The following is a 26,550-nucleotide window of genomic DNA, read 5'->3' as shown; positions in this document are numbered from 1 at the left end:
GGTCCGCCGGACGACGGGGCGTCACACGTCACACTCCGCCGTCCGTACGGGACTGGGTCCGGTCCCCGTTCCCGCCCCTCGGTGGGCCGGAGGCGTCGGGGCGGGCACAGGCCGCGAGACGGTCGGCGAACTCGGCGACCAGAGTGCGCAGTTCGTCCGGCCGCTCGATGACGAACGGCCGGTCGAGCGAGGCGAGCACCGCAGGCAGCCAGTCGAGCCGCTCGGCCCGCAGTCCTACCCGCAGCCAGCGACCGTCCGGCCGGCCCCGGCCCCGGCCCCGGCCCCGGTCCTGACCCTGGTCCTGGTCCCGTTCCCTCTCCGTGTCCGCCACCGGCGCGTGCGCGTGCTCGCGCCGCCCCTCCCGCTCCTCGTCGTGTCCCTCGTCGTGCTCCTCCTCGACGGTGGCGCCGGCCGGCAGGCGGGCCCGGACCTGCTCCGGCGTTCCGTGGATCCGCAGGGTCACCTCGTGCCGGTACCCGGCCGTGGCGAAGCCGGTCAGCAGGCGCTCCGCCGGACCGGGACCCTCGGGTGTCTCGAAGGTGCCGGGCAGGGTCCGCGCGTCCGCGACGCGGTCCAGCCGGAAGGTGCGGTCCTCGTCGATCCCGGGGTCCCGGCCGGTGACGTACCACCGGCCCGCGTGGGCGACGATCCCGTACGCGTGCAGGGTGCGTTCGCTGCGCCGTCCGTCCCGGCCGGTGTAGCGCAGTGACACCGGCCGCTGGTGGCGCACCGCGTCCGCGACGGTGAGCAGGACCCCCGCGTCCGGGGTGTCGAACTCCCCGGGCCGCTCCGTGAACGCGAGGGTCTCCAGGAGCGCGTCGAGCCGGCGGGCGAGGTGGCCGGGCAGCACCCGCCGGATCTTCGCCGTCGCCGTCTCGTTCGCGGTTCGCTGCGCCGTCGTCAGTCCCGCCCGGCGGCCAAGGACCAGGCCGAGCAGGACGGCCAGCGCCTCGTCGTCGCCGAGCATGAGCGGCGGCAGCCGGTATCCGGGGGCGAGCCGGTAGCCGCCGTAGCGGCCGCGCACCGACTCCACCGGCACGTCCAGGTCGACCAGCTGGTTCACGTACCGCCGCACGGTGCGTCCTTCGACGCCGAGCCGGTCGGCGAGTTCGGCCACGGTCCGGGTGCCGCCGGACTGCAGCAGCTCCAGGAGGGTCAGCACGCGGCCGGTGGGACGGGACATGTTCCCAACCTAGCGCGTATACCGGACCGATTCTGTCCGCTATCTCTCCTAGCCTGCGCGGTGAACCCGTTCCGTACGGCCAGGGAGATCCCATGGACTTCGTCTCGATCCGCATCATCACCGGCGACGTGCCGCGCCTCGTCGACTTCTACGAGCGCGCCACGGGGGCGCGGGCCGCTTGGGCCACCGAGGACTTCGCCGAACTCAGGACCGCGGGCGCGACCCTCGCGATCGCCGGCACCCGCACGGTCCCGCTGTTCGCCCCGGGCTCGGCCCGGCCCGCGGACAACCGCAGTGTGATCACCGAGTTCCTCGTCGACGACGTGGACCGAGTCCACCGCGACCTGGCCGGCTTCGTCACCGACTTCGTCGCCGGGCCCACCACGATGCCCTGGGGCAACCGGTCGCTGCTCTTCCGCGACCCCGACGGGAACCTCGTCAACTTCTTCACCCCGGTCACCCCGGCCGCCGTCGCGAAATTCGGCCGCCCGGCCCGGTCCGGGGCCGACCTCCCCGGTTCGGGAAATCTGTCGTCCTAAGGTGTCTTTCGGCCGATGTGCCGACGGACGGGATGGAGCTGGGGCGGTGGCGTGCGCGGAGCCTGCCGGTGGTGGCGAGCCGACGTCCCGCCCCGGGCCGGACCCGGAGTCCGGGCCTCGGAGTCCGGCGCCGCTGCTCGCGGTGTGCGCCGGATACTTCATGGTGATCCTGGACGTGACGGCCATCAACGTCGCCGTGCCGGTGATCGGCCGGGAGCTGTCCGCCTCCCTCACCGGCATCCAGTGGATCACCGACGGTTACACCCTGGTCTTCGCCGGGTTCCTGCTCACCGGTGGCGCGCTCGGTGACCGGCTCGGCAACCGCCGGGTCTTCTGCTGGGGCGTGGCGGTCTTCACGCTGGCCTCGGCGGCGTGCGCGCTGGCCGGGAGCGCCCCGTCGCTGGTCGCGGCCCGGCTGGTGGAGGGGCTCGGCGCGGCTCTGATCGTGCCCGGTTCGCTGGCCCTGCTCCGGCAGTCCTACCCGGCGCCGGCCGCGCGCTCGCGGGCCTTCGGGCTGTGGGGGTCGATGGCGGGCATCGCGGCCGCCGCCGGTCCGCTGCTCGGCGGGCTGCTCGTCGCCACACTGGGATGGCGCTGGGTGTTCCTGGTCAACCTGCCCGTCGGCGTGGCCTGCCTGCTGCTGACGACACGTCACGTGGACCGTTCGCCCCGCCGCGCCGACCGTCCCGTCGACCTGCCCGCGCAGTGCGCGGTGGTCGCCGCCGTGGCGCTGCTGACCGCCGCGCTCAACGAGGCCGGGCGGCGGGGCTGGTCGGATCCGGCCGTGCTCGCCGGCGTGGTGCTGGCCGTCCTGGCCGGCGCCGCGTTCGCGGTGCGCGAGCGGCTGGCCCGGGCTCCCGTGCTGCCGCCGGGCCTGCTGCGTTCCCGTGCCATGAGCGGGGGCGCGGCCATCGGTCTGCTGTTCAACTTCGGCTTCTACGGCATGGTGTTCACCGCGAGCCTGTACTTCCAGCACCAACGGGGCCTCAGTGCCCTCCGCACCGGGCTGGCGCTGTTCCCGGCGGTGGTGATGACCATGTTCGCCTCCGTCCTGTCGGGGCGGCTGAGCCGTCGTACCGGTGACCGGCCGCTGGTGGTCTGCGGCATGCTGCTGGCCGCCCTGGGCCTGGCCGGCTGGGCCGCGGCCGGTTCCGACCCCGGCTACCCGCTGCTGGTCGGCCCGATGGCGGCCGCGGGATTCGGCACCTCCTTCGCCCTGACAGGCTCCACCGCCACGGTGATGGGCGCCGTGCCCCCGGCGTACTCGGGCGCCGCCTCGGCCCTGTTCAACACCGCCCGCCAGGTCGGCAGCGCCACCGGCGTCGCGCTCGGCGGCAGTCTGCTGGCCACGGCCGCCGACTACGGCACCGGGCTGCGCACGGGCATGGCGGTCGGGGCGCTCGCCTACCTGGTCGCCGCGGTTCTGGCGTGGCGCTGCGTGCCGGCGATGCCCCGGCGGAGCTGAGGGCACCGCGCCGGGAGTCGTCGCCCGCGCGGAGCGAGCCCGCACCCCTAGACCCCTCCAGCGAGATCTTGCAGGTCAATTTTTTATTGTTGCAATAGTCTGTCAAGTTCTTGCGCGGCGATGTCGCCGACATTACGGTCCCCCGTGCGTCATCAGCACCCTCCGTCTCCCCTCCCGCCACTGGCGGTGCCGACGGAACAGTTCGGGCATTCCGTGATGAAAGGAGTGGTAAGTGTTCCCTTCCCTCCATGATCTGAGACGAGCCCTCGTCTGGGCGGTCAGTACCGCGATGGTGGCCGCCGTCGGCATCGTCGTCCTGGCCGGCGCACCGGCCCGGGCAGCGTCCACCGCGACCGGCGGCAGCGGCGCGAGCCTGCCGTACGTCGAGGTGCAGGCGGAGAACTCCGCCACCAACGGCACCGACATCGGGCCGAGTTACACCCAGGGCCAGCTCGCCGACGAGGCCTCCTACCGCAAGGCGACCACGCTCCAGGGCACCGGCAAGTACGTCACGTTCACCACGCCGGTGGCGACCAACTCGATCAACTTCCGCTACAGCATCCCCGACACCTCGGGCGGCTCGGTCTACACCGCCGCGCTGTCCCTGTACATCGACGGCGTCAAGCAGCCCGACTTCACCCTGACCAACGCCTACAGCTGGTACTACGGCAGCTACCCCTTCACCAACACGCCGGGCAGCAACCCGCACCACTTCTACGACGAGGCCCACCGGCTCTTCTCCACCACCTATCCGGCCGGTACGACCTTCAAGCTCCAGGTCGACGCGGGGGACAACGCCTCCTCCTACACGATCGACTTCGCCGACTTCGAACAGGTCGGCGCCGCGCAGACCGCGCCCTCGGGGGCGGTGTCGGTGACCGCCAAGGGCGCAGACCCGACCGGATCGGCCGACGCCACCAGCGCGTTCAACGCGGCGATCAGCTCCGCGGGACCCGGCGGCACGGTGTGGATCCCGCCGGGCACCTACAACATCCCCGGACACATCAGCGTCAACAACGTCACGATCGCCGGCGCCGGCATGTGGTACTCCACCGTCACCGGCACGGCACCCGGCTTCTACGGCAACTCCGCGCCCTCGGCCAGCACCGGCGTGCACCTGCAGAACTTCGCGATCTTCGGCAACGTGCAGGAGCGCGACGACAGCGCCCAGGTCAACGGCATCGGCGGCGCGATGAGCAACTCGACCGTCGCCAACCTGTGGATCGACCACATGAAGGTCGGCGCCTGGATGGACGGCCCGATGGACGGGCTGACCTTCAGCGGCCTGCGCATCCGGGACACCACCGCCGACGGCATCAACTTCCACGGCGGCGTCACCAACTCGAAGGTGACCAACAGCGACATCCGCAACACCGGCGACGACGGCATAGCCACCTGGGCGGACTCCGCCCTCGGCGCGGACGCCAACGACACGATCTCCAACAACACCGTGTCCCTGCAGATCCTCGCCAACGGCATCGCCATCTACGGCGGCCACGACAACACGGTGAGCGGCAACCGGGTGGTGGACTCCGGCATCGCCCAGGGCGGCGGCATCCACGTCGGACAGCGGTTCACCTCGACGCCGGTCGGCACCACCACCATCTCCGGCAACACCCTGATCCGGGACGGCAGCCTCGACCCGAACTGGCAGTTCGGCGTCGGCGCCCTCTGGTTCGACGGCAGCCAGGGCGCCATCAACGGCCCGATCAACGTGACCAACGCGCTGATCCAGCAGAGCCCCTACGAGGCCGTCCAGTGGGTCGAGGGCACCATCAGCGGGGTCAGCCTCGACAACGTGACCATCGCCGGCACCGGAACCTTCGCCCTCCAGGAACAGACCGGCGGCGCGGCCAAGTTCACCAACGTCACGGCCACCGGTGTCGGTTACTCCTCCCCGGTGTACAGCTGCAACGGCGGCAACTTCGTCGTCACCGACGGCGGCGGCAACTCCGGCATCGGCGGCACCCCGTACTGCGGCGGCTGGCCGGCCCCGAACTACCCGCCGTACCCGTCCGAGGGCGTCACGGCCACCCCCGGCGCGCTGAACTTCGGCTCGGTCGCGACCGGTTCGACGAGCGCCGCCCAGACCGTCACCGTCTCCAACCCGACCAACAGCGCCGCGGCCGTCTCCTCGATCACCGCCTCCGGCGACTACTCCCAGACCAACACCTGCGGATCCTCGATCGCCGCCAACGGCTCGTGCACCGTCAGCGTGAAGTTCGCGCCGACGGCGACCGGCAGCCGTACCGGAACCCTGACCGTCAACGCGGGCGGGACCACCAGCACCGTCAGCCTCTCCGGAACCGGCACCGCGCCCGGCCCGGTCCTGAACACCGACCCCGCCGGCCTCTCCTTCGAGGGCACGGTGGTCGGCTCGTCCGCCACCGCCCAGACCGTGAAGGTCACGAACTCGGGCACCACGTCGGCGACCGTCTCGGGCGTCTCGGCCTCCGGCGACTTCAGCCAGACCAACAACTGCGCCACCCTCGCGGTCGGCGCGTCCTGCACGGTGACCGTCGGGTTCAAGCCCACCACGGGCGGGACCCGCAACGGCAACCTGACCGTCACCAGCAACGCCAACAACAGCCCGACCGTCGTCACCCTGACCGGCAGCGGCATCGACAGCACCACGAACATCGCCGCCGGACGGCCCGCCACGGCCAGTTCCGGCAGCAGCCCCTACGTCGCCTCGAACCTGACCGACGCGGACGCCTCGACGTACTGGGAGGGCACGAACGGCTCGTTCCCGCAGTGGGCCCAGGTCGACCTCGGCCAGAACTACAGCGTCGGCAAGGTCGTGCTCAAGCTCCCGCCGGCCACCGCGTGGTCGTCCCGCACCCAGACCCTGTCGGTGCAGGGCTCCACGGACGGCTCCAGCTTCTCCACCATCAAGGCGTCGGCCGGATACACCTTCGACCCGAACGCCAACAACAACACGGTGACCGTCACCTTCAACGCGGCGACGGCGCGCTACCTGCGGGTCAACATCACCGCCAACACGGGCTGGAACGCGGCCCAGTTGTCCGATCTCGAGGTGTTCCCCAGCGGTGGCGGCTCCTCACCGGCGACCCTGACGGCGAACCCGACCTCGCTGACGTACCCCACCCAGGCGCTCAACACCTCCAGCAGCGCGCAGACGGTCACGGTCACCAACACGGGCAGCGCCGCCGCGACCGTCTCCGGCATCACCGCCACCGGTGACTTCTCGCAGACCAACACCTGCGGGACGTCGATCGCGGCGAACGCCTCCTGCACGGTGAGCGTCACCTTCCGGCCCACCGCGTCCGGCACCCGCACCGGCGACCTCAGCATCGCCAGCAACGCCTCCAACGGCACCACCACCGTCGCGCTCACCGGCACCGGCGCCGGCACGGTCAGCAGGAACCTCGCGGCCGGCGCGGCCACCACCGAGTCCAGCCACACCGACGTCTACCCGTCGTCGAACCTGACGGACGGCAATCAGGGCACCTACTGGGAGAGCGCCAACAACGCCTTCCCGCAGTGGGCCCAGGTCGACCTCGGATCCGCGCAGAGCGCGAGCCGCGTCGTCCTCCAGCTCCCGGCCGGCTGGGGCGCCCGCAACCAGACGCTGTCCCTGTCGGGCAGCACCGACGGCTCCTCCTTCACCACGGTCAAGTCGTCGGCCACGTACTCCTTCGACCCCGCCACCAACAACACGGTCACCCTCACCTTCTCCGCCACCACCCAGCGCTACCTCCGGGTGAACATCACGGCCAACAACGGCTGGCCGGCCGGCCAGCTCTCCGAGTTCCAGGTCTGGAACACCTGACCCGGCCCGCCGGTGCCGCCGGGCGCGCCCGCGCCCGGCGGCACCGGCCGCCGAACGCCACCCGACCAGAGGAGTCCACCATGGGAGTCACCCGCAGAGTCTTCTTACGGGCCGCGATCGCGTCCACCGCGGTGGGCACGGCGGGAGCCGCCCAGACCGCGCTCGCCCCCGCCGCGTCGGCGGCCAGTGGGCCGGGCGACGTGGTCGGCAGGATCACCGTCGGCTACCAGGGCTGGTTCGCCTGCACCGGCGACGGCGCGCCCATCGACGGCTGGTGGCACTGGAGCCAGGACTGGGGCCGGCCCCCGTCCCGCACCAACACCAACATCAAGTGCTGGCCCGACGTACGCGAGTTCACCAGGACGTACCAGAGCTCCTACGCGAACCTCGGCAACGGACAGCCGGCCGCGCTGTTCTCCTCGTACGACCAGCAGACGGTGAACACCCACTTCCTGTGGATGCAGCAGAACGCCATCGACACCGCCGCCCTGCAACGCTTCAACCCCACCGGGGGCGAGGGCCCCACCCGTGACGCCATGGCTGCCAAGGTCCGCAGCGCCGCCGAGACGTACGGGCGGAAGTTCTACATCATGTACGACGTCTCCAACTGGACGGACATGCAGTCCGAGATCAAGACGGACTGGACGAACAAGATGTCCGCGCACACCGCGTCCACCGCCTACGCGAGGCAGAACGGCAGACCGGTCGTCTGCATCTGGGGCTTCGGCTTCAACGACCCCAACCACCCCTTCACCCCCGACGCCTGCCTCGACGTCATCAACTGGTTCAAGGGACAGGGCTGTTACGTCATCGGCGGGGTGCCGCGCGAATGGCGGACGGGGACCGGGGGCTCGCGGTCCGGCTTCCTCGGCGTCTACCACGCCTTCCACATGATCTCGCCGTGGATGGTCGGCGCCATCGGCAACGTGACCGAGGCCGACAACGCCTACAACACCTACACCGTCGGCGACCAGGCCGACTGCGACGCCCACGGGATCGACTACCAGCCCTGCGTGCTGCCCGGCGACGTCTCCGCCCGGCAGCGCGCGCACGGCGACTTCATGTGGCGGCAGTTCTACAACATGGTGCGGGCCGGCGTGCAGGGCATCTACATCTCGATGTTCGACGAGTACAACGAGGGCAACCAGATCGCCAAGACCGCCGAGACCCAGGCCTGGGTACCCACCGACTCCGGGTTCCTCGCCCTCGACGAGGACGGCACCGCCTGCTCCTCCGACTACTACCTGCGCCTGACCGGCGACGGCGGACGCATGCTCAAGGGCCAGATCGCGCTGACCGCGACCCGCCCCACCCGGCCGACCCTCCCCACCGGCGACACCACACCACCCGCCGCGCCGGGCGGCCTGACCGTCACCGGGCACACCGCCGGCTCCGTCTCGCTGTCCTGGAACGCGTCGACCGACAACGTCGGCGTCACCGGCTACCGGATCCTGCGGGTGTCCGGATCGACCAGCACCCAGGTCGGCGCCACCGGCGCCACCTCGTTCACCGTCACCGGACTGACCGCGGCCACCGCGTACACCTTCGACGTCGTCGCCCTCGACGCGGCGGGCAACGTGTCGCAGCCCTCCGGCCAGGTCACCGTCACCACCGACGCCCCCTCAGGCACCACGAACCTCGCCCTCCACCGCCCCACCGCGGAGAGCAGCCACACCCAGGTCTACGCCTCGGCCAACGCGACCGACGGCGACAGCGGCACCTACTGGGAGTCGGCCAACAACGCCTTCCCGCAGTGGGTCCAGACCGACCTGGGCACCGCCACCGGGGTCCGGCGGATCGTCCTCGGCCTTCCCCCGTCGACCGCCTGGGCCACCCGCACCCAGACCATCTCGGTGCAGGGCAGCACCGACGGCGGCACCTTCACCCAACTGCTCGGCTCGGCGGGCTACACCTTCGACCCGGCGACCGGCAACACCGCCACCCTCACCCTCCCCGCCACCGTGACCACCCGCCACGTACGCCTCACCTTCACCGCCAACAACGGCTGGCCGGCCGGTCAGGTCTCGGAGTTCCAGGTCTTCGGCGCCTGAGACCCGCCCCGCCCCGGCCTATGGTTCCCGCATGAGTCGCTGGCACGAATTGACCGGGGGCACGTCCGGGCAGGAGTACGCCGCACGGTTCGCCGCGGTGGCCCGCAGCGGCAAGGACGTGCACGGAGAGGCGCGCTTCTGCGCGGCGCTCGTGCCCCCGGGAGCACGGGTGCTGGACGCCGGATGCGGCACCGGACGGGTCGCGATCCGGCTCGCGGAGCTCGGATACGACTGCGTCGGGGTGGACCTCGACGACTCCATGCTGGCGGTCGCCCGGCAGCAGGCGCCCGGGCTGCCGTGGTACCGGGCCGACCTGGCCGTTTTCGAGCCGGACACGCTCGGTGTCGCGGCCGACTTCGACCTCGTGGTCGCCGCCGGCAACATCTTCCCGCTGCTCGCGCCCGGCACCGAGGCCGCGGCGGCGGCACACCTGGCCGCGGCCCTGCGCCCCGGCGGCCTGCTGGTCGCCGGGTTCGGGCTGGACGAGGCCCATCTGCCGGTCCCGCCCGGCCTCACCCTGCCCGAGTACGACGACTGCTGCGCCGCGGCCGGCCTCACCCTCGTCGACCGCTTCGCGACCTGGGACGCCGACCCCTACGACCGCGGCGGCTACGCCGTCAGCGTGCACCGCCGGGGAGGCACCTCCTCGCCGTGAGCCACCGGGGAAAACCCCGTGGCGGCGATGTCGGAGGGGCCGCCTATGCTGCACCCCGATGATCACGCGGATCTGGGGAGGGCGCGGCATGTTCGGCAAGCTGTTCGGCAGGGGCGGGGAGAGAGCGGCGGCGGACCCGCACGCCCTTCCGGGCCCGCGCAGACTGATGAACGGGAACTACCAGCTGCGCGCGCTCGGCGACACCAGGGTGCTGGCGCTGGTGGAGGCGGCCGCGGCCGGTGACTGGACGGCGGTCAAGTCCGCGCTCGCACCCTTCGACCTCGGCCACGACGACCAGGTCCTCGGCGAACTCGCCAACCTGGACGGTGTGCAGGACTGGATCGGCCGCGCCGTCGAGGAGGACGAGGAACACCGGGCGACCGCCCTGCTGATATCCGGCGCCCGGCACGTCCGTTGGGGCTGGGAGGCCCGCACGAGCGCGCGGGCCGTGGACGTCACACCCGAGCAGTGGCGGGTCTTCCGGGAGCGGCTGCACCGTGCGGAGGAGCAGTTGCTGGAGGCGGCGGAGCTGCGGCCGGACTGGGTCACCCCGTGGCGCCGTCTGCTCACGTCCGGCCGTGGCATCTCGGTGGGCCGCGCCGTCAACGAGACCCGCCTCGACGCGGCCCTGCGCCGTGACCCGCTCGACCTGGAGACCCACGTCGAGTGGGTCTCCTACCTCCAGCCCCGGTGGAACGGCGAGCCGGACGAGGCCCTGTCCTTCGCCCGTGAGGCGTTCGCCGAGGCGCCCGAGGGCCATCGCCTGGGCTGTGTGCTCGCCGTCGCGCACATCGAGAACTGGGTCGAGTCCGACCGGCAGAACTGCCTCGTCACCCCCGAGATCCAGGACGAGCTGCTGGAGGCGGCCGAGCGCAGCGTCCTCCACCCCGACTACGAGCGCCGCCCGGGCTGGCAGCAGGACTTCAACGTCTTCGCCATGGCCCTGTCCCTGGCCTCGGAGCGGATCGCGCTGCCGTACGTCTTCCGTGAGCTGAACGGTGCCCGCACCGAGTGGCCCTGGCTGTACATGTCGGAGCCGGAGAAGATGTACGCCCGCGCCCGGCGCAACGCCTGAGCCGACCTACACGGCCACCGCCGCCGACACGGACACCGCCGCCGTCCCGGCGGCCGCTTCCGGCCCTCGGCTGCGGCACGGCCCGCCTGCTGCGGCACGGCCGCCTGCTCCGCCACGGCGCCCGAGGTGCCCGCGACCCGGACACCGTCGCGCGGCTCCCGCAGTGCCCGGCACCCCGTCCCACCGACCTTCGATCACCACCCCGGACTCCTTGATGACGCTGCCCCACACCCCCGAGAGCCCGGCCGGCGCCGACCGCACCTTCCAGGTGGATCTGCGCGGCCTCGTCGACCTCCTCTCCCACCACCTCTACTCCAGCCCCCGCGTCTACCTGCGTGAACTCCTGCAGAACGCGGTGGACGCGCTGACCGCGCGGCACCGCCTGGAACCGGGCGCCGCCCCCGGCGCGTTCGGCATCCGCGTGCACGCCGACGGTTCGGTCGTCCGCGTGGAGGACGACGGCGTCGGCCTGACCGAGGCCGACGTCCACACCTTCCTCGCCACCATCGGCCGCAGCAGCAAGCGCGCGGAGGGGATCGCCGAGCAACGGGCCGACTTCATCGGCCAGTTCGGTATCGGGCTGCTCTCCTGCTTCCTGGTCGCGGACGAGATCCACGTCCTGAGCCGGTCCGCCCGCACCCCCGGCGCCCCGGCCGTGGAGTGGCGGGGCCGCGGCGACGGCAGCTACAGCGTGCGCACCCTGCCCGCCACCGCCCGCCCACGGCCCGGCACCACCGTCACCCTCACCCCGCGCGCCGACGCCGCCGACTGGACCCGCCCGGTCCAAGTGCAGGAACTCGCACGGCACTTCGGCTCCCTGCTGCGCCACCCGGTGACCTTCGACGGCGGCACCGGCGGCCCGGGCACGGCCGTCAACCCCGAGCCCGCGCCCTGGGAGCGGACCTACCCCACGCCGGGAGCACGCGCCCGTTCCCTCGCAGCCTACGGCGAGGAGGTCTTCGGGTTCACGCCGCTGGACACCATCGAACTGGATCTGCCGGCCGCGGGCCTGAAGGGCATCGCGTGCGTCCTGCCGGAGGCGGTGCCGGCCGGGCGCCGCCGCGGCCACCGCGTGCACGTCAAGGGCATGCTGCTCTCCGAACAGGCCGAGGAGATCCTGCCCGAGTGGGCGTTCTTCGTCCGCTGCGTCATCGACGCCGAGTCGCTGCGCCCGACGGCGTCCCGCGAGTCGCTGTACGAGGACGACACCCTCGCCGCGGTCCGCGACGCCCTCGCCGAACGGCTGCGCGCCTGGATCGCCCGCACCGCCGCCAGCGACCCGGAACTCCTCGGCCGCTTCCTCCAGGCCCACCACCTGGCCGTCAAGTCCCTCGCCGTGCACGACGACGAGATCCTGCGGATGCTGCTGCCCTGGCTGCCGTTCGAGACCACCGCGGGACACGCCACGCTCGACGAGTTCGCGCGCACCCACCGCACCGTGCTCGTCACCTCCAGCGTGGAGGAGTTCCGGCAGGTCGCGGCGATCGCCTCGGCCGCGGGCCTCGGCGTCGTCAACGGCGGATACACCTACGACCGTGAACTGGTCCACCGGCTGCCCGAGATCAGGCCCGAGGTCAGCGTCGCCGACCTCGACCCGGGCACGCTCACCGCCCACCTCGACCCCGTCGACCGGGAGACCGAACTCGCCGCCGCGGCCTACCTCGCCCAGGCCCGCGACGCCCTCGCCGTCTTCGACTGCGACGTGGCGCTGCGCACCTTCCAGCCCGCCTCGGCCCCGGCCCTCCTCCTCGACAGCCGCGAGGCCCGGCACGAACGCACCCGCTCGCAGCTCGCCCGCGAACAGCAGGGCGGCGTGTGGGGCGACATCCTCGGCCACCTGCGCCAGGAGGCACCGCGCGCCCAGCTGATCCTCAACCAGCTCAACCCGCTGGTGCGCACCGCGGTCGCCATCGACGAACCGGAACTCGCCCGCACCAGTGCCGAAGCCCTCTACGGGCAGGCCGCGATGCTGTCCCGGCGCCCGCTCAGGCCCGCCGAGTCGAGCCTCATCAACCGCTCCTTCCTCGACCTCCTCGCCCACGCCCTCCGCAAGGACAGCTGACGATGCCCACCGCACCCCACCCCCGCAACACGGACGAGCTGTACCGGGCGCTCCAGGAGAACGACCGGCGCCCCTACGGCCGTACCCGTACCGTGACGGCCGAGGAACTGGTCGAGGCCGCAGAGCAGTTCGCGGAGGCCCGCCCCCTCGTCCACGCCCTGCTGGAGCTCCAGGAGGCCTACACCTACGGCTCCGAACCCCGCAAGTCGCCCGTCGTCTTCGCCCGTCTGCTCACCCTCTTCGACGAGCAGCCCGACGAGTTCGACGAGCGGATGCGGCACACGGTGTTCTGGCGCTTCAAGTGGGTGGCCAACGCCCTGCTCGCGCTGCCCGAGATTCCGCTGGCCAGCCTGCGCCAGTGGCTGACCGAGATGCGCGACCGGTACGAGAAGGCCGGCCTCGAACTCCAGCCCTACTACGGCCAGGCCCACCGGCTCGCCGCGCACGTCGGCGAGGACGCCGACCTGGCCTTCGAACTGTGGGCCGGACGGCGCCGTACCCGGCTCAGCGACTGCGAGGCCTGCGAGATCTGCGAGCGCGCCCTGCACCACCTCGCCGCCGACGACGACGAACGGGCGCTGCGCGCCTGGGAACCCGTCCTGGCCGGGAAGGAGTCCTGCCAGGAGGAGCCCGCCCGCACCGTCTCCTACGCGCTGCTGCCGATGCTGCGCACCGGCCGTACCGACCAGGCCCGCGAAATGCACCTCACCGGTTACCGGGCCTGCCGCCGCAACCCCTCGATGTCCGGCGAGGTCGGCCGGCACCTGGAGTTCTGCGCACTGACCGGCAACGAGGCCCGCGGCCTGGAACTCCTCGCGGAGAACCGGAACCTGTTCGACGACGTCGACTCGCCGCTGGACCAGCTCGCCTTCCTCACCGGCGTCGAGGTCCTCCTCCAGCGAGTCGAACACCTCGGCCACGGCGAACTGCCCGCCGCCGGATACCCGGGCCGCACCTGGACGGTGGCCGGTCTGCGCGCCGAGGTGCGCCGCCGGGCCGACGACCTCGCCGCGCGCTTCGACGCCCGCAACGGCACCACGGCCCACGCCGACCGGCGCGCCGCCCGCCTGGAGCGGGCCCCGCTGCTGGACACCCTGCAGCTGACCCTGCGCACCCGCGGCCTCGACGAGGTGGCTCCGGCCGCCCCGCCGGCGCCCCGCCCGGCCACCACCGCCGTACCAGAGTCGCTGCCCGAACTCATCGTCCGGGCCCGGGAGCTGGACGAACGGGGGCATCCGGACGCCACGGTCTGCTGGGCACGGCTGCGCACCCGCGTCGCCGACCCCGGCTACGTCCACCCCGACGACCCGGCCGTGGGACCGCTCGCCCGGCTGCGCGCGGACCTGCTGGCCGACGAGGCGGCCCGGGTGGGCGACAAGGAGGACTTCGACGGGGCGGCCGCGCTGTGGCAGGAGGCCGCGAGCCGGTACGACGAGGCCGGGGAGCCGGGGCACGCGGCGCTCGCCCGGGCCTGCGCCCTGCTCCCCGCCTCCGAGATCCCCACGCCGGACGGCGACCAGGAAGCCGGGGCGAAGGCCGCCGCGCTGACCGCCGCCCACCGGGCCCTGGTCCGGCTGCACGAGGAGGAGGCGGCCGGCCTCGCCCCGTACCAGGAGGCCCGGCTGCTGCGGCTGCGGGCGAGCGCGCTCGGCCTGCGGCTGCAGGAGACGAGGAACGAGGAGGACATCGCGCCGGTCCTCGCCGAGGTGGACCTGCTCCTCGACTTCGCGACCCGGCACGGCATCGCCGGACAGGCCTCCGGCGCCCGGCTGCTGCGGGCCACCACGCACGCCCTCTCCGGCGACCTGGACACCGCGGTCGAGCAGACCGACGCCCTCGTCGCCCGCCTGCGGGAGGACGGACCCGCCTGGCACCTGCCCCGCACGCTCGGCCTGCGCGGCCGGCTCCGGCTCGGCCTCAAGGACGCCCAGGCCGCGCACGCCGACCTGACCGAGGGCCTGCGGCTGGCCGCGGACTGGCCGTCCGACTCGTCCGACACGGCACGCCTGTACACCGACCTGGCCCAGGCCTGCATGCGCCTGGACCGCCCCGGTGAGGCGCTGCGGCACCTGACCCGGTCGGCGGAGCTGGCACTGCGCCACGGCAGCCGGACGGAGGCGTTCTGCACCTACGGGACCGCGGCCCAGATCAGCCTCGAACTCGGCCGCGTGGAGGACTGCATCGCGCTGCTCGACTCCGTCCTGGCCGAACCGGACGTCGCCGCGGGCGAGGTGGACGACCGGCTCGTCGCCCAGCTGCGCCTGTACCGGGCCCGCGCCCTGCACGCGGGGGAGGACCTCAAGGCCGCCACCGCGGAGTTCGCCGCTCTCGCGGCCGAGTCGGCAGGGTGGGACGACGACCCCGGGAGCCACGGCCTGATCGCCGCGGAGACCGCCGTACTCCTCGCGGAGTCCGGTGAGTTCGGCCGCGCCCGCGAGGCCGTGGACCAGGCACTCGCCGCCCACGCCCTGGCCCCGAACCACGAGCAGCTCAGCAGCAGTCTGCGTGAGATCGCCCGCCTCCAGGCGCAACGGCACGGTGCCGAGGCGCTGGCCGACGCCCGCGCCCTGCTCGACGACGCGGGCAAGGTCGCCGACGAGGCGCGGGACGCCGGGTACGAGGCCCGCGACCGTTCCCTGGACAGCGCCCTCGCCTACGAACACGGGCGGGTCAACGCCTACGCGGGTGAGTACGGGACCGCCCTGGCCGCACTCGAGCGGGCCCTCGGCCTGCTCGGCGAACCGGGACCCGGCGACGGCCACGCCGGCGAGTGGGCCGAGTGCGTCCGGCTGGCGTCCGTGGTGGAGGGCCTCTACCTGGAACGCCCCGCCCCGGCCCTCGCCCGTCTGGACGCGGCCGTCGACCGCCTCACCGCCCTGGGGCGGACCGAGGAGACCGAGTCGCTGACCTCGCTCGCGGCCCAGCTGCGCGACGAGGGGTGAGCGCGAGGGGTGTGGGGGCGGTGCGCCGCCCCCACACCCCGGCGCACACCGGCCGTGAGCTGGCACTTCCGGGTCAACTGGCCAACCCTGCCGAGGCCTTCGGCCGCCGGGCCAGGGCTGTTTGCCGCGGATCCGTAACTCCCGCAAGGAATGGCGTGGTTCGGGCCCGGGCTCCGGGCCGTTCCGCGGCGGGGGCGGTGCGGTTCGGCGAGGGCCCGGACCGGCGTGGATGGTCCGGCTCGGCCCGGCCGCCGGGGACTCCGGTACCTCATACCGTGAACTTCGCGCTCAGAAAGTCTTGTTGGCCTCGTTGACAGTCCGCAAGCGCAGGCGTTTCACTCGACACTCGTGCATGGCAACGTTGTCAGGCCGTGAGAGCGGCCCGAACCGTTGCCTGTCGCCGGCATTCCGGTGTTTTTCGGCGCGCCGACACCTGATGTGCGAAGCACGAACCGCTGCGGAGGCAACCGATGGTGAGACCCCGACGTCCAGTAGCACCAGCCGACCGAGCCAGATTCCGCCGACGGCTGGTCGCCGTGTGCGTCCTGGGCATGGCAGCACTGCCGCTCCAGGCGGTCGGCAGTGCCCAGGCCGCGGGCAACGCGACACCGCCCCTCGTGAAGGATCCCGCGTCCCTCGTCAACCCCCTCATCGGCACCTCCGGTGCGGTGGACACCTTCCCCGGCCCGGACATGCCGGCGGGCATGGTGCAGTGGGGCCCCGACACCACGCCGCACCGCCCCGACGGCGGCGGCTACGAGTACGCCGACAGCAAGATCTCCGGCTTCAGCCTCACTCACATCTCCGGCCCCGGCTGCCCCGTGGCCGGCGACCTGCCGGTGCTGCCGGTGACCGGCGCCCTGTCGGGCGACCTCGGCAGCACGTCCGTCGGCTTCGGCCACGACAAGGAGCAGGCCGCCATCGGCTCCTACAAGGTCACCGACGCCAACGGGGTCGCGACCGAGCTGACCGACACCACCCGGGCCGGCATCGGCACCTTCACGTTCCCCGCGGACCGGCAGGCGAACCTGCTGTTCAAGCTCAGCGGGGGTGCCACGCAGGTGGACGGAACCCGCGTCCAGGTGGTGAACAGCAAGGAGATCAGCGGCGCGATCGACAGCGGTCACTTCTGCGGCGCCGCCAACCGGTACACGCTGCACTTCGACGTCAAGTTCGACCGGCCGTTCACCGCCAGCGGCACCTGGGTCGGCAGCACCGTCACCCCCGACGCCACGTCGCTGAAGGCGGGCAAGGTGGCGCAGACCCCGAAGAAGTCCACCTCGGCACCGCTGAAGGAGAAGCACTTCACCGTCCCGGCGAAGCCGGCCCCGACCGTCCACCGGAGCGCCGCCAAGTCCTCCTCCACGGCCTCCCCGGCGCCGGTGTCCGGCGCGGTGGCCCGGTTGTCGAAGGCGGCCGGAGCGGCCCAGCCGCCGACGACCGGCGCGAACGGCATGTACCTCACCTTCGACACCTCCGCCAACCCCAAGGTGACGGCGAAGGTCGGCATCTCGTACACGAGTGACGCGAACGCCTCGGCCAACCTCGGCGCGGAGATCGGCGGCTGGAACGTCGCCGCCGTCGAGAAGGCCAACCACGACGCCTGGAACACGGTGCTGAAGAAGCTCCAGGTCGGCGGCGGATCCACCGACCAGCAGACGCAGTTCTACACCGCGCTCTACCACGCGCTGCTGCACCCGAACGTCTTCTCCGACACCAACGGCCAGTACATGGGCATGGACAACCAGGTCCACAAGCTCGCCAAGGGCCAGCAGGCCCAGTACGCCAACTACTCGGGCTGGGACACCTACCGCTCCCAGACCCAGCTGATGGCGCTGGTCGAGCCCAAGGTCGCGAGCGACGTCGTCACCTCGATGCTCAACGGCTACGACCAGACCGGCCTGCTCCCCAAGTGGGCCTCCAACAACGGCGAGAGCTACGTGATGGTCGGTGACCCGGCCGCCGGCATCATCGCCGACGCGTACGCCTTCGGTGCCACCGACTTCGACACGGCCAAGGCCCTCGCGGCCCTCCAGCACGAGGCCACCGTCCCGAACAACGACCGCCCGGGCGAGTCGGTCCGGGACGACAAGGGCTACCTCCCACTCGACGGGAGCTACGGCTGCTGCAACTTCTACGGCCCGGTCTCCACCCAGCTGGAGTACGACTCCGCCGACTACGCGCTCGCCGCCTTCGCCAAGTCGCTCGGCAAGACGTCCGTCTACGAGAAGTTCGCCACCCGCGCCCAGGACTGGATGAACGTCTTCAACCCGCAGTCCGGCTACCTCCAGGCCAAGAACAAGGACGGCCAGTTCGCGACCGGGTTCACCCCCGGCACCTCCAACGGCTTCGTGGAGGGCACCTCGGCCCAGTACACCCCGATGGTCCCCTTCAACCTGAAGCAGCTCATCCAGGCCCGGGGCGGCGCCAAGGCGTACTCGTCCTACCTGGACAGCCTGCTCGACGACATCACCGCTCCCGGCGGCACCGACGCCGACCTGAGCAACGAGCCCAGCGTCGAGATCCCCTGGGAGTACAACTACACCGGTGAGCCCTGGAAGACCCAGGCCGCCGTCCGTGACGCCCAGCAGGGCCTGTACTTCAACGCCCCGGTCGGCTCGTTCGGCAACGACGACCTCGGCGCCATGAGCAGCTGGTACGTCTGGTCCGAGCTGGGCATGTACCCGGAGACCCCGGGCGCGGACACCCTGGTGCTCGGCAGCCCGGTCTTCCCCGTGGCCCAGGTGACCCTCGGCAACGGGAAGACGGTGCGGATCAACGCCCCGCAGGCCGCGACCGACGCGCCGTACGTGCAGTCACTGAACGTCAAGGGCAAGGCCTGGAACGCCTCCTGGCTCACGTACCAGCAGTTCAAGGGCGCGGGCACGCTCGACTACACGCTCGGTACGCAGCCGAACACCGCCTGGGCGTCCGCCCCGTCGGCGGTGCCGCCCTCGGACACCACGGGCGGCGGCCGGGTGCTGGCGGCGACCGGGCCCGGCAACGGCCTGGTCCTCCAGCCGGGCGCGAGCGGCGACGCCACCCTCGACCTGACCAACCTCGGCGACAAGGCCGTCACGGTCGACTGGACGGCGACGGCACCGGTCGGCGTCACCGTGGACACGGCGTCCGGCTCGCTGACCGTACCCGCCTCGGGCAGTGCCGAGGCGAAGGTCCGCGTCACCGCGGGCCAGGACGAGGGCACGTTCCCGGTCGCCTTCGCCCTGACCGACCACGGCAGCGGTACGGCCCTGTCCGGGGCGGCCCTCAGGGTCGCCGTGGCCAAGCCCGGCGCCCTGTGGCCCTACGACACCAACGAGGGCGTCTACCCCGACGGCAGCACCTACTCGGGCGGATTCGACGGCGGTGGCTGGGCGTACTCGCAGAACGCGCTGTCGGCGGCGGGTGTCGGCAGCGGCTCCGCCCTCACGGTGGACGGAGTCGCCTACACCTGGCCGACGGTGAAGTCCGGGCAGGCCGACAACCTGGAGATGGCCGGCCAGACCATCCCCATGCCGGCCGGCACCTCGGGTGCGTCGCTGGGTCTGCTGGGGTCGGCGGCCAACGCGCCGACGGACGGCAGCGGGACCTCGGGCACGCTGACCGTCACCTACACGGACGGCAGCACCGCGCGGGCCACGGTCGGCTTCTCCGACTGGACGCTCAACGGAGGGTCGGCCAAGCCGCTGCCGAGTGACACGACGGCGGTCACCACCGGCTACCGCAACACCGGAAGCGGCGGGCGGGACAACGTGAAGACCTTCGTCTTCGCCACGAAGGTCCCGCTGGACCCGGCCAAGCAGGTGGCGTCGGTGACGCTGCCGGTGACCGGCTCCACCGGCACCGCCCACCTGTTCGCCTACGGCTTCGGCCAGTAGCCGGTACCGCGGCACGGAAGAGGGGGGCGGGGGGGGGGGGGGGCGGGGCGGGGGGGGGGGCCCCGCGGGGGGGGGGGCGGGGGGGGCGGGGGGCCGCGGCCGCCCCCCGCCCCCGGGGGGGCGGGGCCGGCCCGCCCCCCCCCCCCCCCCCCCCCGGGGGGGCCCGGGGCCCGGGGGGGGCGCCCCGCCGCCCGGGGGGGGGGGGGGGGCCCGGGGGGCCCCCCCCCCCCCCCGCCCCCCTCCGTGATGTGCCGCTCTCAGCTCAGACTGAAGTCGTCCGCGTTCACGTTGCCCTGGCCGTACCAGCCGTGTACGAAGACGGTGACGGTGCCGTCGGCGCCGGTGGTGAAGGTGACCTTGAGCTGGTTCCAGCTCGTGCCGTTCGACCAGGTGCTCGCGGTGGCACCGCCGCTGACCCCGACGTAGGCGTACGGGCCCTGCACCCAACCGGACAGCGTGTAGGTGTGGTTGGGGGAGAGGGTGACGGTCTGGTCGCACTCTCCGGTGGCGCCGGCGCTCGGCGTCACCTGGAGGCTGTGGCCGCCGCTGTGGACCGGAGCGGAGACGACCGAGCTGCCGCCGGTGCAGGTCCAGGGGCTCGGACTGCCGCTCTCGAAGCCCGCGTTGGAAAGTGAACCGCCGCCTCCACCGCCACCGCCGCCGGACGAGGTGACCGTGAGGGTGTAGGTCGCGCTGTGGCTGCCGCTCGCGGCCGTCCCGGTCACCGTGACCGGGTAGCTGCCCACGGCCACCGACGAGCCGACCGTCGCCGTCAGCGTCGAACCGCCCCCGGACGTCACGGATCCGGGGCTGAAGGAGACGGTGACGCCGGAGGGCGCGCCGGAGGCGGAGAGCGCCACGGACTCGGCGCCGCCGGAGGTGACGGCGGTGCCGACGGTCGCGGTCGCCGAGCCGCCCTGGGCGACCGAGGCGGAACCCGGCGACAGGGAGAGGGAGAAGTCGGTGGCGCCGCCGCCTCCGCCGCCCGAACCCGCGTAGGGCACGAAGGCGTCGGTGAAGGCGAGCGGGCTCTGGCTGATCTGGCTGCAGGTGGAGAGGGAGTTGGCGTTCCCGCCGCACGGCTGGTCGCGGTTGGCCGACCAGAAAGCCAGCCGTCCCACGCCGTTCTGCGCCGCGAAGCTCTCCACCGTCTGGGCGTCGGCCAGGGTGAAGGTGGATCCGTCGTCGTTCTTGCCGATCATCGGGGTGATGCCGAGGTTGGCGTAGCCGTAGCCGGAGTCCACGGACTGCATCTGCGCCAGGGTGGCACGGGCCGCGGAGAGGGCGGCCTGGCCCATCTGGGTGCCGGTGCCGGCGTAGTAGTCCATGGTCATGATGTTGACGACGTCGATCTTGACGCCGGCGTTCTTCGCGGCCTTGAGGATGTTGACGCCGTCGCCGGTCAGCCCGCTCGTCAGCACCGGCAGGGTCATGGAGAACTGGAGGCCGGGGTTGGCGGCCTTGAGGTCCTTCATCGCCTGCATCTGACGGGCCGCGGCCGCGGTGTCGGCCACGGCGGCGCCCTCGACGTCGAAGTCGAGCCGGGTGACGCCGTAGTCGTCGATGATGGCCTGGTACCCGGCGTCGATGCTGCCCTGGTTCGAGCACGTCCACGCCAGCGGTTCGCCGCTCGCCCCGCCGGAGGAGATGATCACGGAGGCGCCCTCGGCCTTCGCCCGGGCGATCTCGGGGTCGGTGAAGGAGTCGTTGCCGATGGGGAGCGTGTCGCCCCAGATCTGGTTGCAGCCCACGCCGAGGACGAAGGCCGCCGTGTAGGCCTTGAGGCGGTGGCCGGTGATGGCGGTGTCGAGCAGGCCTTCCTGACCGTTCGACATGTCGACGTAGGGAGCGACGGAGTAGACGCTGCCCGCCGCGGCGGTGCCGGCGGGGGCCACGGCGACGGCGGCGCCGGTGGCCGCGAGGGCCAGGGCGCACGCGGAGGCCGCAAGTCTTGCCAGGTGCATGACAGTTTCCCTTTCGGGATGCCCGGGGAGGGCGGAGGAGTGGGGGTGGACCCGAGCGGTATTGGTACATACCAAACTCCCCGTGGTCTTCGCCGTCAAGAGGACTAGACCAAAGGCTCCGTCAAGACACGTGTCTGCCAGGCTCGTCGGCGGACAGCGGCCGGCCCACGGTCCTGGTGTCGCCGGCACCGCAGTTGAACACGATGCCTACGGCGCCCGCGTACTCGTGACCGCCCGCCGGGCAAGGTGGCCCGAGCGGGGTGAGGCCGACCGGCAGGCGGCTCGGGGACCGGCGCGTCCGCTCGGGACGCTCAGGCCGGTGGCGGCGACGGCGTGGAGGGCGCCGGGGGCTCCGTGACCGTGCTCTCGCCGCGCCGGGCGAAGGCCAGGCCCGCCCATGCCATGGCGACCAGCGGGATGACTCCCGAAACGATCACCTGGCCCTGGCTGGAGACCAGGCCGTTCGGGGTGCCCAGCAGATAGCCGACGCCGATGCAACTGCGGGACAGCGCCTGGAAACACGCCCAGGCACTGCCGTGCACCTCGGCCGGGACCCGGGTGTGCACGGCGTTGCGCAGACCGACGTTGCAGGCGCCGTTGCCGAAACCGGCGATCAGGAACAGCGGGAAGATCACCCCGGCGACCGGTATCAGACCGGTGAGGAGCAGGCCCAGACCGATGCCCCCCACCCCGCCGACGATCAGCAGGGTGTGCCGGTCCGCCCAGCCGGCGCGGCCCGCGAGCAGGGCGCCGGGGACGGACCCCAGGGCCCAGGTGGCCAGGAACAGCCCGAAGACGGTGTCGTTGCCGTTGACCACGTCACGCAGGTAGAAGACGCCCGCGACGCTCTCGATGCTGGTGGCCACCATCGCCGCCGCCAGGGCCGGCATCAGCGTGCCCACCACCGGGGCGTCACGCAGCGCCCGGTAGCCGTCCGCCAGCTTCGTGGCGGGGCGGCGGCCGATCGACACGTCCACGGAACCCGGCACCGCCAGCATGGTGCAGCCCGCGAGCACGAGGAAGGACACGGCGTCCACGCCGAGGAGTACGCCCGTGCCCCACCGGGAGTTGAGGAAGCCTGCCAGGGGAGGGCCGAGCAGTCCCGCCACGGACAGCCCGGCGGTCAGCAGGCTGTTGGCCCGGCCGGTGTGCCGGTCACCGGCGACGGCGGGCAGCATCTTGAACCCGGCCGCCACCGAGGCCACTCCGGCCAGGGCGGACAGTGCGATGAGCGCGACCCTGACATGGAATCCGCCGGTCGCGGTCGCCGCCCCCAGGAACAGGGACTGGGCCAGCAGTGCCCACAGGCAGACCGCCCGGGCGCTGAAACGGTCCACCAGGGAGCCGATCAGCGGAGCCGCGAGGACCGTCGGGATGAGTTCGGCGAGCATCACCTCGGTCACCCCGAACCGGATGTCCCGGTCCGCGGCGTGCAGCACCAGTCCCAGCGAGGCGAGGCTGTCGCCGAACCGGGAGAACAGCGTTCCCGCGATGAGCACTTGCGCGGCCACCGGCATGGCGGTGGTCCGGCGCGGCGCGCTGAACGGCGTTCTCCTCGTCTTGTGCGTGTCCAAGCCAGTCCAATCCGTCCACTCGCCGTGCCCGTCCAGTCTGCTCGCCGATCAGATTAGGCCTGCTCGTGAAGTGGTGGAGCGTCCACCGGCCATCGGGACGGGCTGCTTTCCGGCCTTTGGGCGGACGTTCGGAGGCTCATGGGCGATCCCGATTTCTCGGCCACGAACGGTGCTTCACCGAATATCCACACATGTTCCATGTCCCCTGCGGCCGGACCGGAAGCAGCAGGTGCGTCCCCTGTTGCCACCCGCGACGATGTGCATCCGGGGCGTACCGGACGTCCATTCCCGAGTCGGCGGGACCGGCGGCGGGGATGGGTGTGCCGATGTCCCGCTGGGTACTGGAAAGCGTGCTTTCGGCCAATCGCTTGAGTTGCGCCGATCTCTTCCGGCGAACCTCTTCCGCGCCGTTCGCCGAACCGGAAAGCGCCTTCCGTGGCGGCGGAGTTATCGAGGCCGTCCGGATGAATGTCCGGAAAATGTCGGGACAACGGCACACTCCTTTCCATGACGGGTACCGAAACGGGAACGAACCGGCCGGGGGGAAGCGCAAGTCCGCTGGTGGGAAAAGCGCGTGCCGAGTCCGGCGCCGACCGCCTACACTCGCCCGGTATCACGCACCGTAGCCGCGGAAGACGAACGCGGCGCACCGGTGCGACGAGTTCGGGCGATTGAGGGGAGAGGGCCATGCGTGACCGCGCGAGCGCCGTCTCTTCCCGTTCCCGCTACGAGGTGATCCTCGTGTCCCCGTCCCTCCGGTACCCGCCGCGCGGCCGGTACCGGACTCCGTGACGCCCCACCGGGACCTTCAACTCTTGTCATGAGTACGGGCATTGACATGCCGTCAGTCGTGAACCGGTGAACTCCGCAGCACGGAAATTGCGCGCCCATTCCAGGAACCCTCCGGGAACCGCATTCGAAAGGCAACGGGCCATGCGCGCCGAACTCCACCCGAACTCCGTCACCTCCCTCGCGGCCGTTCGCAACCTGGGCATCCTCGCCCACGTCGACGCCGGAAAGACCACCGTCACCGAACGCATCCTCTTCGCCGCCGGTGCCATCCACAAACGCGGCGAGGTGCACGAGGGCACCACCGCCACCGATTTCGACCCCCAGGAACGGGACCGCGGCATCACCATCTTCGCCGCCGCCGTCAGCTGCGCGTGGGCCGGACACCGCGTCACCCTCATCGACACCCCCGGCCACGTCGACTTCGCCGACGAGGTCGAACGCTCCCTGCGCGTCCTCGACGGCGCGATCGCCGTGTTCGACGCGGTGGCCGGCGTGGAGCCGCAGAGCGAGTCGGTGTGGCGGCAGGCCGACCGGCACGGCGTCCCCAGGATCGCCTTCGTCAACAAGCTGGACCGGGCGGGCGCCGACCTCGACGGAGCGGTCGAGTCGATCCGCCGCCGGCTGCACCCGGCGCCGCTCGTCGTCCAGCTGCCGATCGGCACGGAGGACGGCTTCATCGGCGTCGTCGACCTGGTGCGCATGCGTGCGCACACATGGCCGGACGGCGAGGGCACGGCGGTGCCGGGGCCGGTCCCCGACGGGCTGCGCGCGGAGGCGGAGCGCCGGCGGCGCGCGCTGGAGGAGGCGGTGGCCGCCCTGCACCCGGGCGCGCTCGACGAGTTCTGCGGGCCGGCCGGGCGCCTCTCCGACGGCACGCTGCACACCGCCCTGCGCGACCTCACCCTGACCGGTGAGGGACTCGTCGTGCTGTGCGGCTCCGCCTACCGCAACCGGGGCATCGAACCGCTGCTGGACGCGGCGGTGGCCTGGCTGCCGTCCCCGCTCGACGTCCCCGCCGTACGCGGTGTGCACGAGGGCGTCGAACGGCGGCGGGCCGCCGACCCCGAGGAGCCGTTCGCGGCGCTCGCGTTCAAGGTGACCGTGACGCCCACCGGGCGCCTCACCCACCTCCGCGTCTACTCCGGCACCGTCGAGAAGGGAGACACCGTGTGGGACCCCGCGACCCGTCGCACCGAACGCGTCGGCCGCGTCCTTCGCGTCATGGCCGGGCGCCACGAGGCCGTGGACCGGGCGGTGGCCGGTGACATCGTCGCCGTCGCCGGACCGAAGGCGGCCCGCCCCGGCTCCACGCTGTGCGCGCCGGACGCCCCGCTGCTCCTGGAGCCGCCCCACGCCCCGGAGCCGGTGGTGTCCGTCGCCGTCGAGGCCCGCCGCGGCACCGACACCGGCCGGCTGGCCCAGGCGCTGGCCCGGCTGACCGAGGAGGACCCCTCGCTGGTGGCGCGCACCGATCCGGAGACGGGACAGACCGTGCTGTCCGGGATGGGCGAACTGCATCTGGAGGTCGCCGTGGCGAAGATGCGCGGGGACGGCGGCCCCGAGGTCGCGGTGGGCCGGCCACGGGTCGCCCTGCGGGAGGCCGTGGTGCGCGGGGTGACCGGCTTCGTCCACCGTCATGTCCATCAGACGGGCGGCGCCGGGCAGTTCGCGCACGTCGTGCTGGACGTCGAACCGCTGGACCACGAGGCGGGCTTCGAGTTCAGGTCGGCGGTCGTCGGCGGCCGGGTGCCCCAGGAGTACGTCCGCGCGGTCGAGGCCGGCTGCCGGGACGCGCTCACCGAGGGTCCTCTCGGCGGGCACCCGGTCACCGGGCTGCGGGTCGTCCTCACCGACGGCTCGACGCACGTGAAGGACTCGTCCGACACGGCGTTCCGCACGGCGGGCAGGCTGGGTCTGCGCGAGGCCCTGCGGGACTGCGTAATGGTCCTGCTGGAGCCGGTCGCGGACGTCACGGTGACCGTGCCCGAGGACGCGGTCGGCGCGGTACTGGGCGATCTGGCAGCGCGGCGGGGCAGGGTCACCGGTTCCGTGGCGCGGGGCGGGTCGGCGGTGCTGACCGCCACCGTGCCGCTGGCCGAACTCTTCGGCTACGCGACGCGGTTGCGGGGTCGCACCCGGGGCCGGGGCACCTTCACCACCCGCCCGACGGGCTACGCCCCGACCCGCTGACCCCGCGACAGCGGGCGCCCGGTGTCCGACTCCCTCGGCCACGGGCGCCCGCTGTCCGACTCCCGCAGCCACGGGCGCCCGCACCCCGGCAGGCCCACGGCGCCCGGAGCCGGTCCCTCCGGGCGCGACGGCGGGCCCGGGACGCGGGTCACCGCGACGGGCGTCGCCCGGAGCCGGGCCGGTTGGCGCGCAGTACCGGATCGGTCGGCGTGCGGGGGTCGGGCCGGTCGTCGCGCGGAGCCGGGCCGGTCCTCATACAGGACCCGGCGCCGGGCCTCAGGCGGGGCATGCGTCGGGCGGCAACCCCGCGTCGAAACACAACCGTTGTGGAACGCCCCGTGGGCGGTCTTCGCCCCGGTTGCCCGGCTCCGGCGCAGGTCACGCCGT

The 26,550-nt window shown here is 72.7% G+C and carries 13 protein-coding genes; 10 read left to right on the top strand and 3 right to left on the bottom strand.

Features of this window, described 5'->3' with window-relative positions; all coding sequences use genetic code 11:
• Nucleotides 1–28: 28 nt before the first annotated feature.
• Nucleotides 29–1,183: a helix-turn-helix transcriptional regulator gene (locus ACFY3I_RS02170; protein WP_390858935.1), complete on the bottom strand. Its 1,155-nt coding sequence runs from the start codon at nucleotides 1,181–1,183 to the stop codon at nucleotides 29–31.
• A 92-nt stretch (nucleotides 1,184–1,275) separates the two neighbouring features.
• Between ACFY3I_RS02170 and ACFY3I_RS02165 the strand changes: the two genes are divergently transcribed.
• The 9 genes from ACFY3I_RS02165 to ACFY3I_RS02125 all read left to right on the top strand — a co-directional run bounded on the left by ACFY3I_RS02165 (nucleotide 1,276) and on the right by ACFY3I_RS02125 (nucleotide 19,643).
• The gene (locus tag ACFY3I_RS02165; RefSeq protein WP_390858934.1) at nucleotides 1,276–1,722 is read left to right on the top strand and encodes a VOC family protein; all 447 of its coding nucleotides are present in this window, start codon (nucleotides 1,276–1,278) and stop codon (nucleotides 1,720–1,722) included.
• 46 nt (nucleotides 1,723–1,768) lie between these two features.
• Nucleotides 1,769–3,187 carry an MFS transporter gene (locus tag ACFY3I_RS02160; protein WP_390858933.1) on the top strand — a complete coding sequence of 473 codons (1,419 nt, stop codon included), beginning with the start codon at nucleotides 1,769–1,771 and terminating at the stop codon, nucleotides 3,185–3,187.
• Nucleotides 3,188–3,419: 232 nt separating this feature from the next.
• Nucleotides 3,420–6,980: a choice-of-anchor D domain-containing protein gene (locus tag ACFY3I_RS02155; protein WP_390858932.1), complete on the top strand. Its 3,561-nt coding sequence runs from the start codon at nucleotides 3,420–3,422 to the stop codon at nucleotides 6,978–6,980.
• An 80-nt stretch (nucleotides 6,981–7,060) separates the two neighbouring features.
• On the top strand, nucleotides 7,061–9,031 hold the full coding sequence (locus ACFY3I_RS02150) for a discoidin domain-containing protein (RefSeq protein WP_390858931.1): 1,971 nt from the start codon (nucleotides 7,061–7,063) through the stop codon (nucleotides 9,029–9,031).
• 31 nt (nucleotides 9,032–9,062) lie between these two features.
• Nucleotides 9,063–9,686: a class I SAM-dependent methyltransferase gene (locus tag ACFY3I_RS02145; protein ID WP_390858930.1), complete on the top strand. Its 624-nt coding sequence runs from the start codon at nucleotides 9,063–9,065 to the stop codon at nucleotides 9,684–9,686.
• Between the two features lie 88 nt (nucleotides 9,687–9,774).
• The gene (locus tag ACFY3I_RS02140) at nucleotides 9,775–10,761 is read left to right on the top strand and encodes a hypothetical protein (RefSeq protein ID WP_365288569.1); all 987 of its coding nucleotides are present in this window, start codon (nucleotides 9,775–9,777) and stop codon (nucleotides 10,759–10,761) included.
• 214 nt (nucleotides 10,762–10,975) lie between these two features.
• Nucleotides 10,976–12,823: an HSP90 family protein gene (locus ACFY3I_RS02135; RefSeq protein WP_390858929.1), complete on the top strand. Its 1,848-nt coding sequence runs from the start codon at nucleotides 10,976–10,978 to the stop codon at nucleotides 12,821–12,823.
• Nucleotides 12,824–12,825: 2 nt separating this feature from the next.
• On the top strand, nucleotides 12,826–15,765 hold the full coding sequence (locus ACFY3I_RS02130; protein ID WP_390858928.1) for a hypothetical protein: 2,940 nt from the start codon (nucleotides 12,826–12,828) through the stop codon (nucleotides 15,763–15,765).
• A gap of 551 nt (nucleotides 15,766–16,316) precedes the next feature.
• On the top strand, nucleotides 16,317–19,643 hold the full coding sequence (locus ACFY3I_RS02125) for a GH92 family glycosyl hydrolase (RefSeq protein ID WP_390858927.1): 3,327 nt from the start codon (nucleotides 16,317–16,319) through the stop codon (nucleotides 19,641–19,643).
• Nucleotides 19,644–19,900: 257 nt separating this feature from the next.
• Here the strand turns inward: ACFY3I_RS02125 and ACFY3I_RS02120 are convergent, their stop codons facing one another.
• Both ACFY3I_RS02120 and ACFY3I_RS02115 read right to left on the bottom strand, forming a co-directional pair.
• Complete coding sequence (locus ACFY3I_RS02120; protein ID WP_390858926.1) at nucleotides 19,901–21,607, bottom strand: carbohydrate binding domain-containing protein; 1,707 nt, start codon at nucleotides 21,605–21,607, stop codon at nucleotides 19,901–19,903.
• 311 nt (nucleotides 21,608–21,918) lie between these two features.
• Complete coding sequence (locus tag ACFY3I_RS02115) at nucleotides 21,919–23,181, bottom strand: MFS transporter (protein ID WP_390858925.1); 1,263 nt, start codon at nucleotides 23,179–23,181, stop codon at nucleotides 21,919–21,921.
• A 933-nt stretch (nucleotides 23,182–24,114) separates the two neighbouring features.
• Here ACFY3I_RS02115 and fusA point away from each other — a divergent pair.
• Nucleotides 24,115–26,163: an elongation factor G gene (gene fusA, locus ACFY3I_RS02110; RefSeq protein ID WP_390858924.1), complete on the top strand. Its 2,049-nt coding sequence runs from the start codon at nucleotides 24,115–24,117 to the stop codon at nucleotides 26,161–26,163.
• Nucleotides 26,164–26,550: the final 387 nt, after the last annotated feature.

Source organism: Streptomyces sp. NPDC001068, from assembly GCF_042897315.1.
In the GTDB taxonomy this organism is placed as follows: domain Bacteria; phylum Actinomycetota; class Actinomycetes; order Streptomycetales; family Streptomycetaceae; genus Streptomyces.
This window is presented reverse-complemented; position numbering and strand designations above follow the sequence as displayed.

Excerpts from the sequence above, each read along its gene's own strand:
- ACFY3I_RS02170 (WP_390858935.1), bottom strand. The coding sequence starts at position 1,183 with ATGTCCCGTCCCACCGGCCGCGTGCTGACCCTCCTGGAGCTGCTGCAG.
- ACFY3I_RS02165 (WP_390858934.1), top strand. The coding sequence starts at position 1,276 with ATGGACTTCGTCTCGATCCGCATCATCACCGGCGACGTGCCGCGCCTC.
- ACFY3I_RS02150 (WP_390858931.1), top strand. The coding sequence starts at position 7,061 with ATGGGAGTCACCCGCAGAGTCTTCTTACGGGCCGCGATCGCGTCCACC.
- ACFY3I_RS02145 (WP_390858930.1), top strand. The coding sequence starts at position 9,063 with ATGAGTCGCTGGCACGAATTGACCGGGGGCACGTCCGGGCAGGAGTAC.
- ACFY3I_RS02140 (WP_365288569.1), top strand. The coding sequence starts at position 9,775 with ATGTTCGGCAAGCTGTTCGGCAGGGGCGGGGAGAGAGCGGCGGCGGAC.
- ACFY3I_RS02135 (WP_390858929.1), top strand. The coding sequence starts at position 10,976 with ATGACGCTGCCCCACACCCCCGAGAGCCCGGCCGGCGCCGACCGCACC.
- ACFY3I_RS02130 (WP_390858928.1), top strand. The coding sequence starts at position 12,826 with ATGCCCACCGCACCCCACCCCCGCAACACGGACGAGCTGTACCGGGCG.
- ACFY3I_RS02125 (WP_390858927.1), top strand. The coding sequence starts at position 16,317 with ATGGCAGCACTGCCGCTCCAGGCGGTCGGCAGTGCCCAGGCCGCGGGC.
- ACFY3I_RS02120 (WP_390858926.1), bottom strand. The coding sequence starts at position 21,607 with ATGCACCTGGCAAGACTTGCGGCCTCCGCGTGCGCCCTGGCCCTCGCG.
- fusA (WP_390858924.1), top strand. The coding sequence starts at position 24,115 with ATGCGCGCCGAACTCCACCCGAACTCCGTCACCTCCCTCGCGGCCGTT.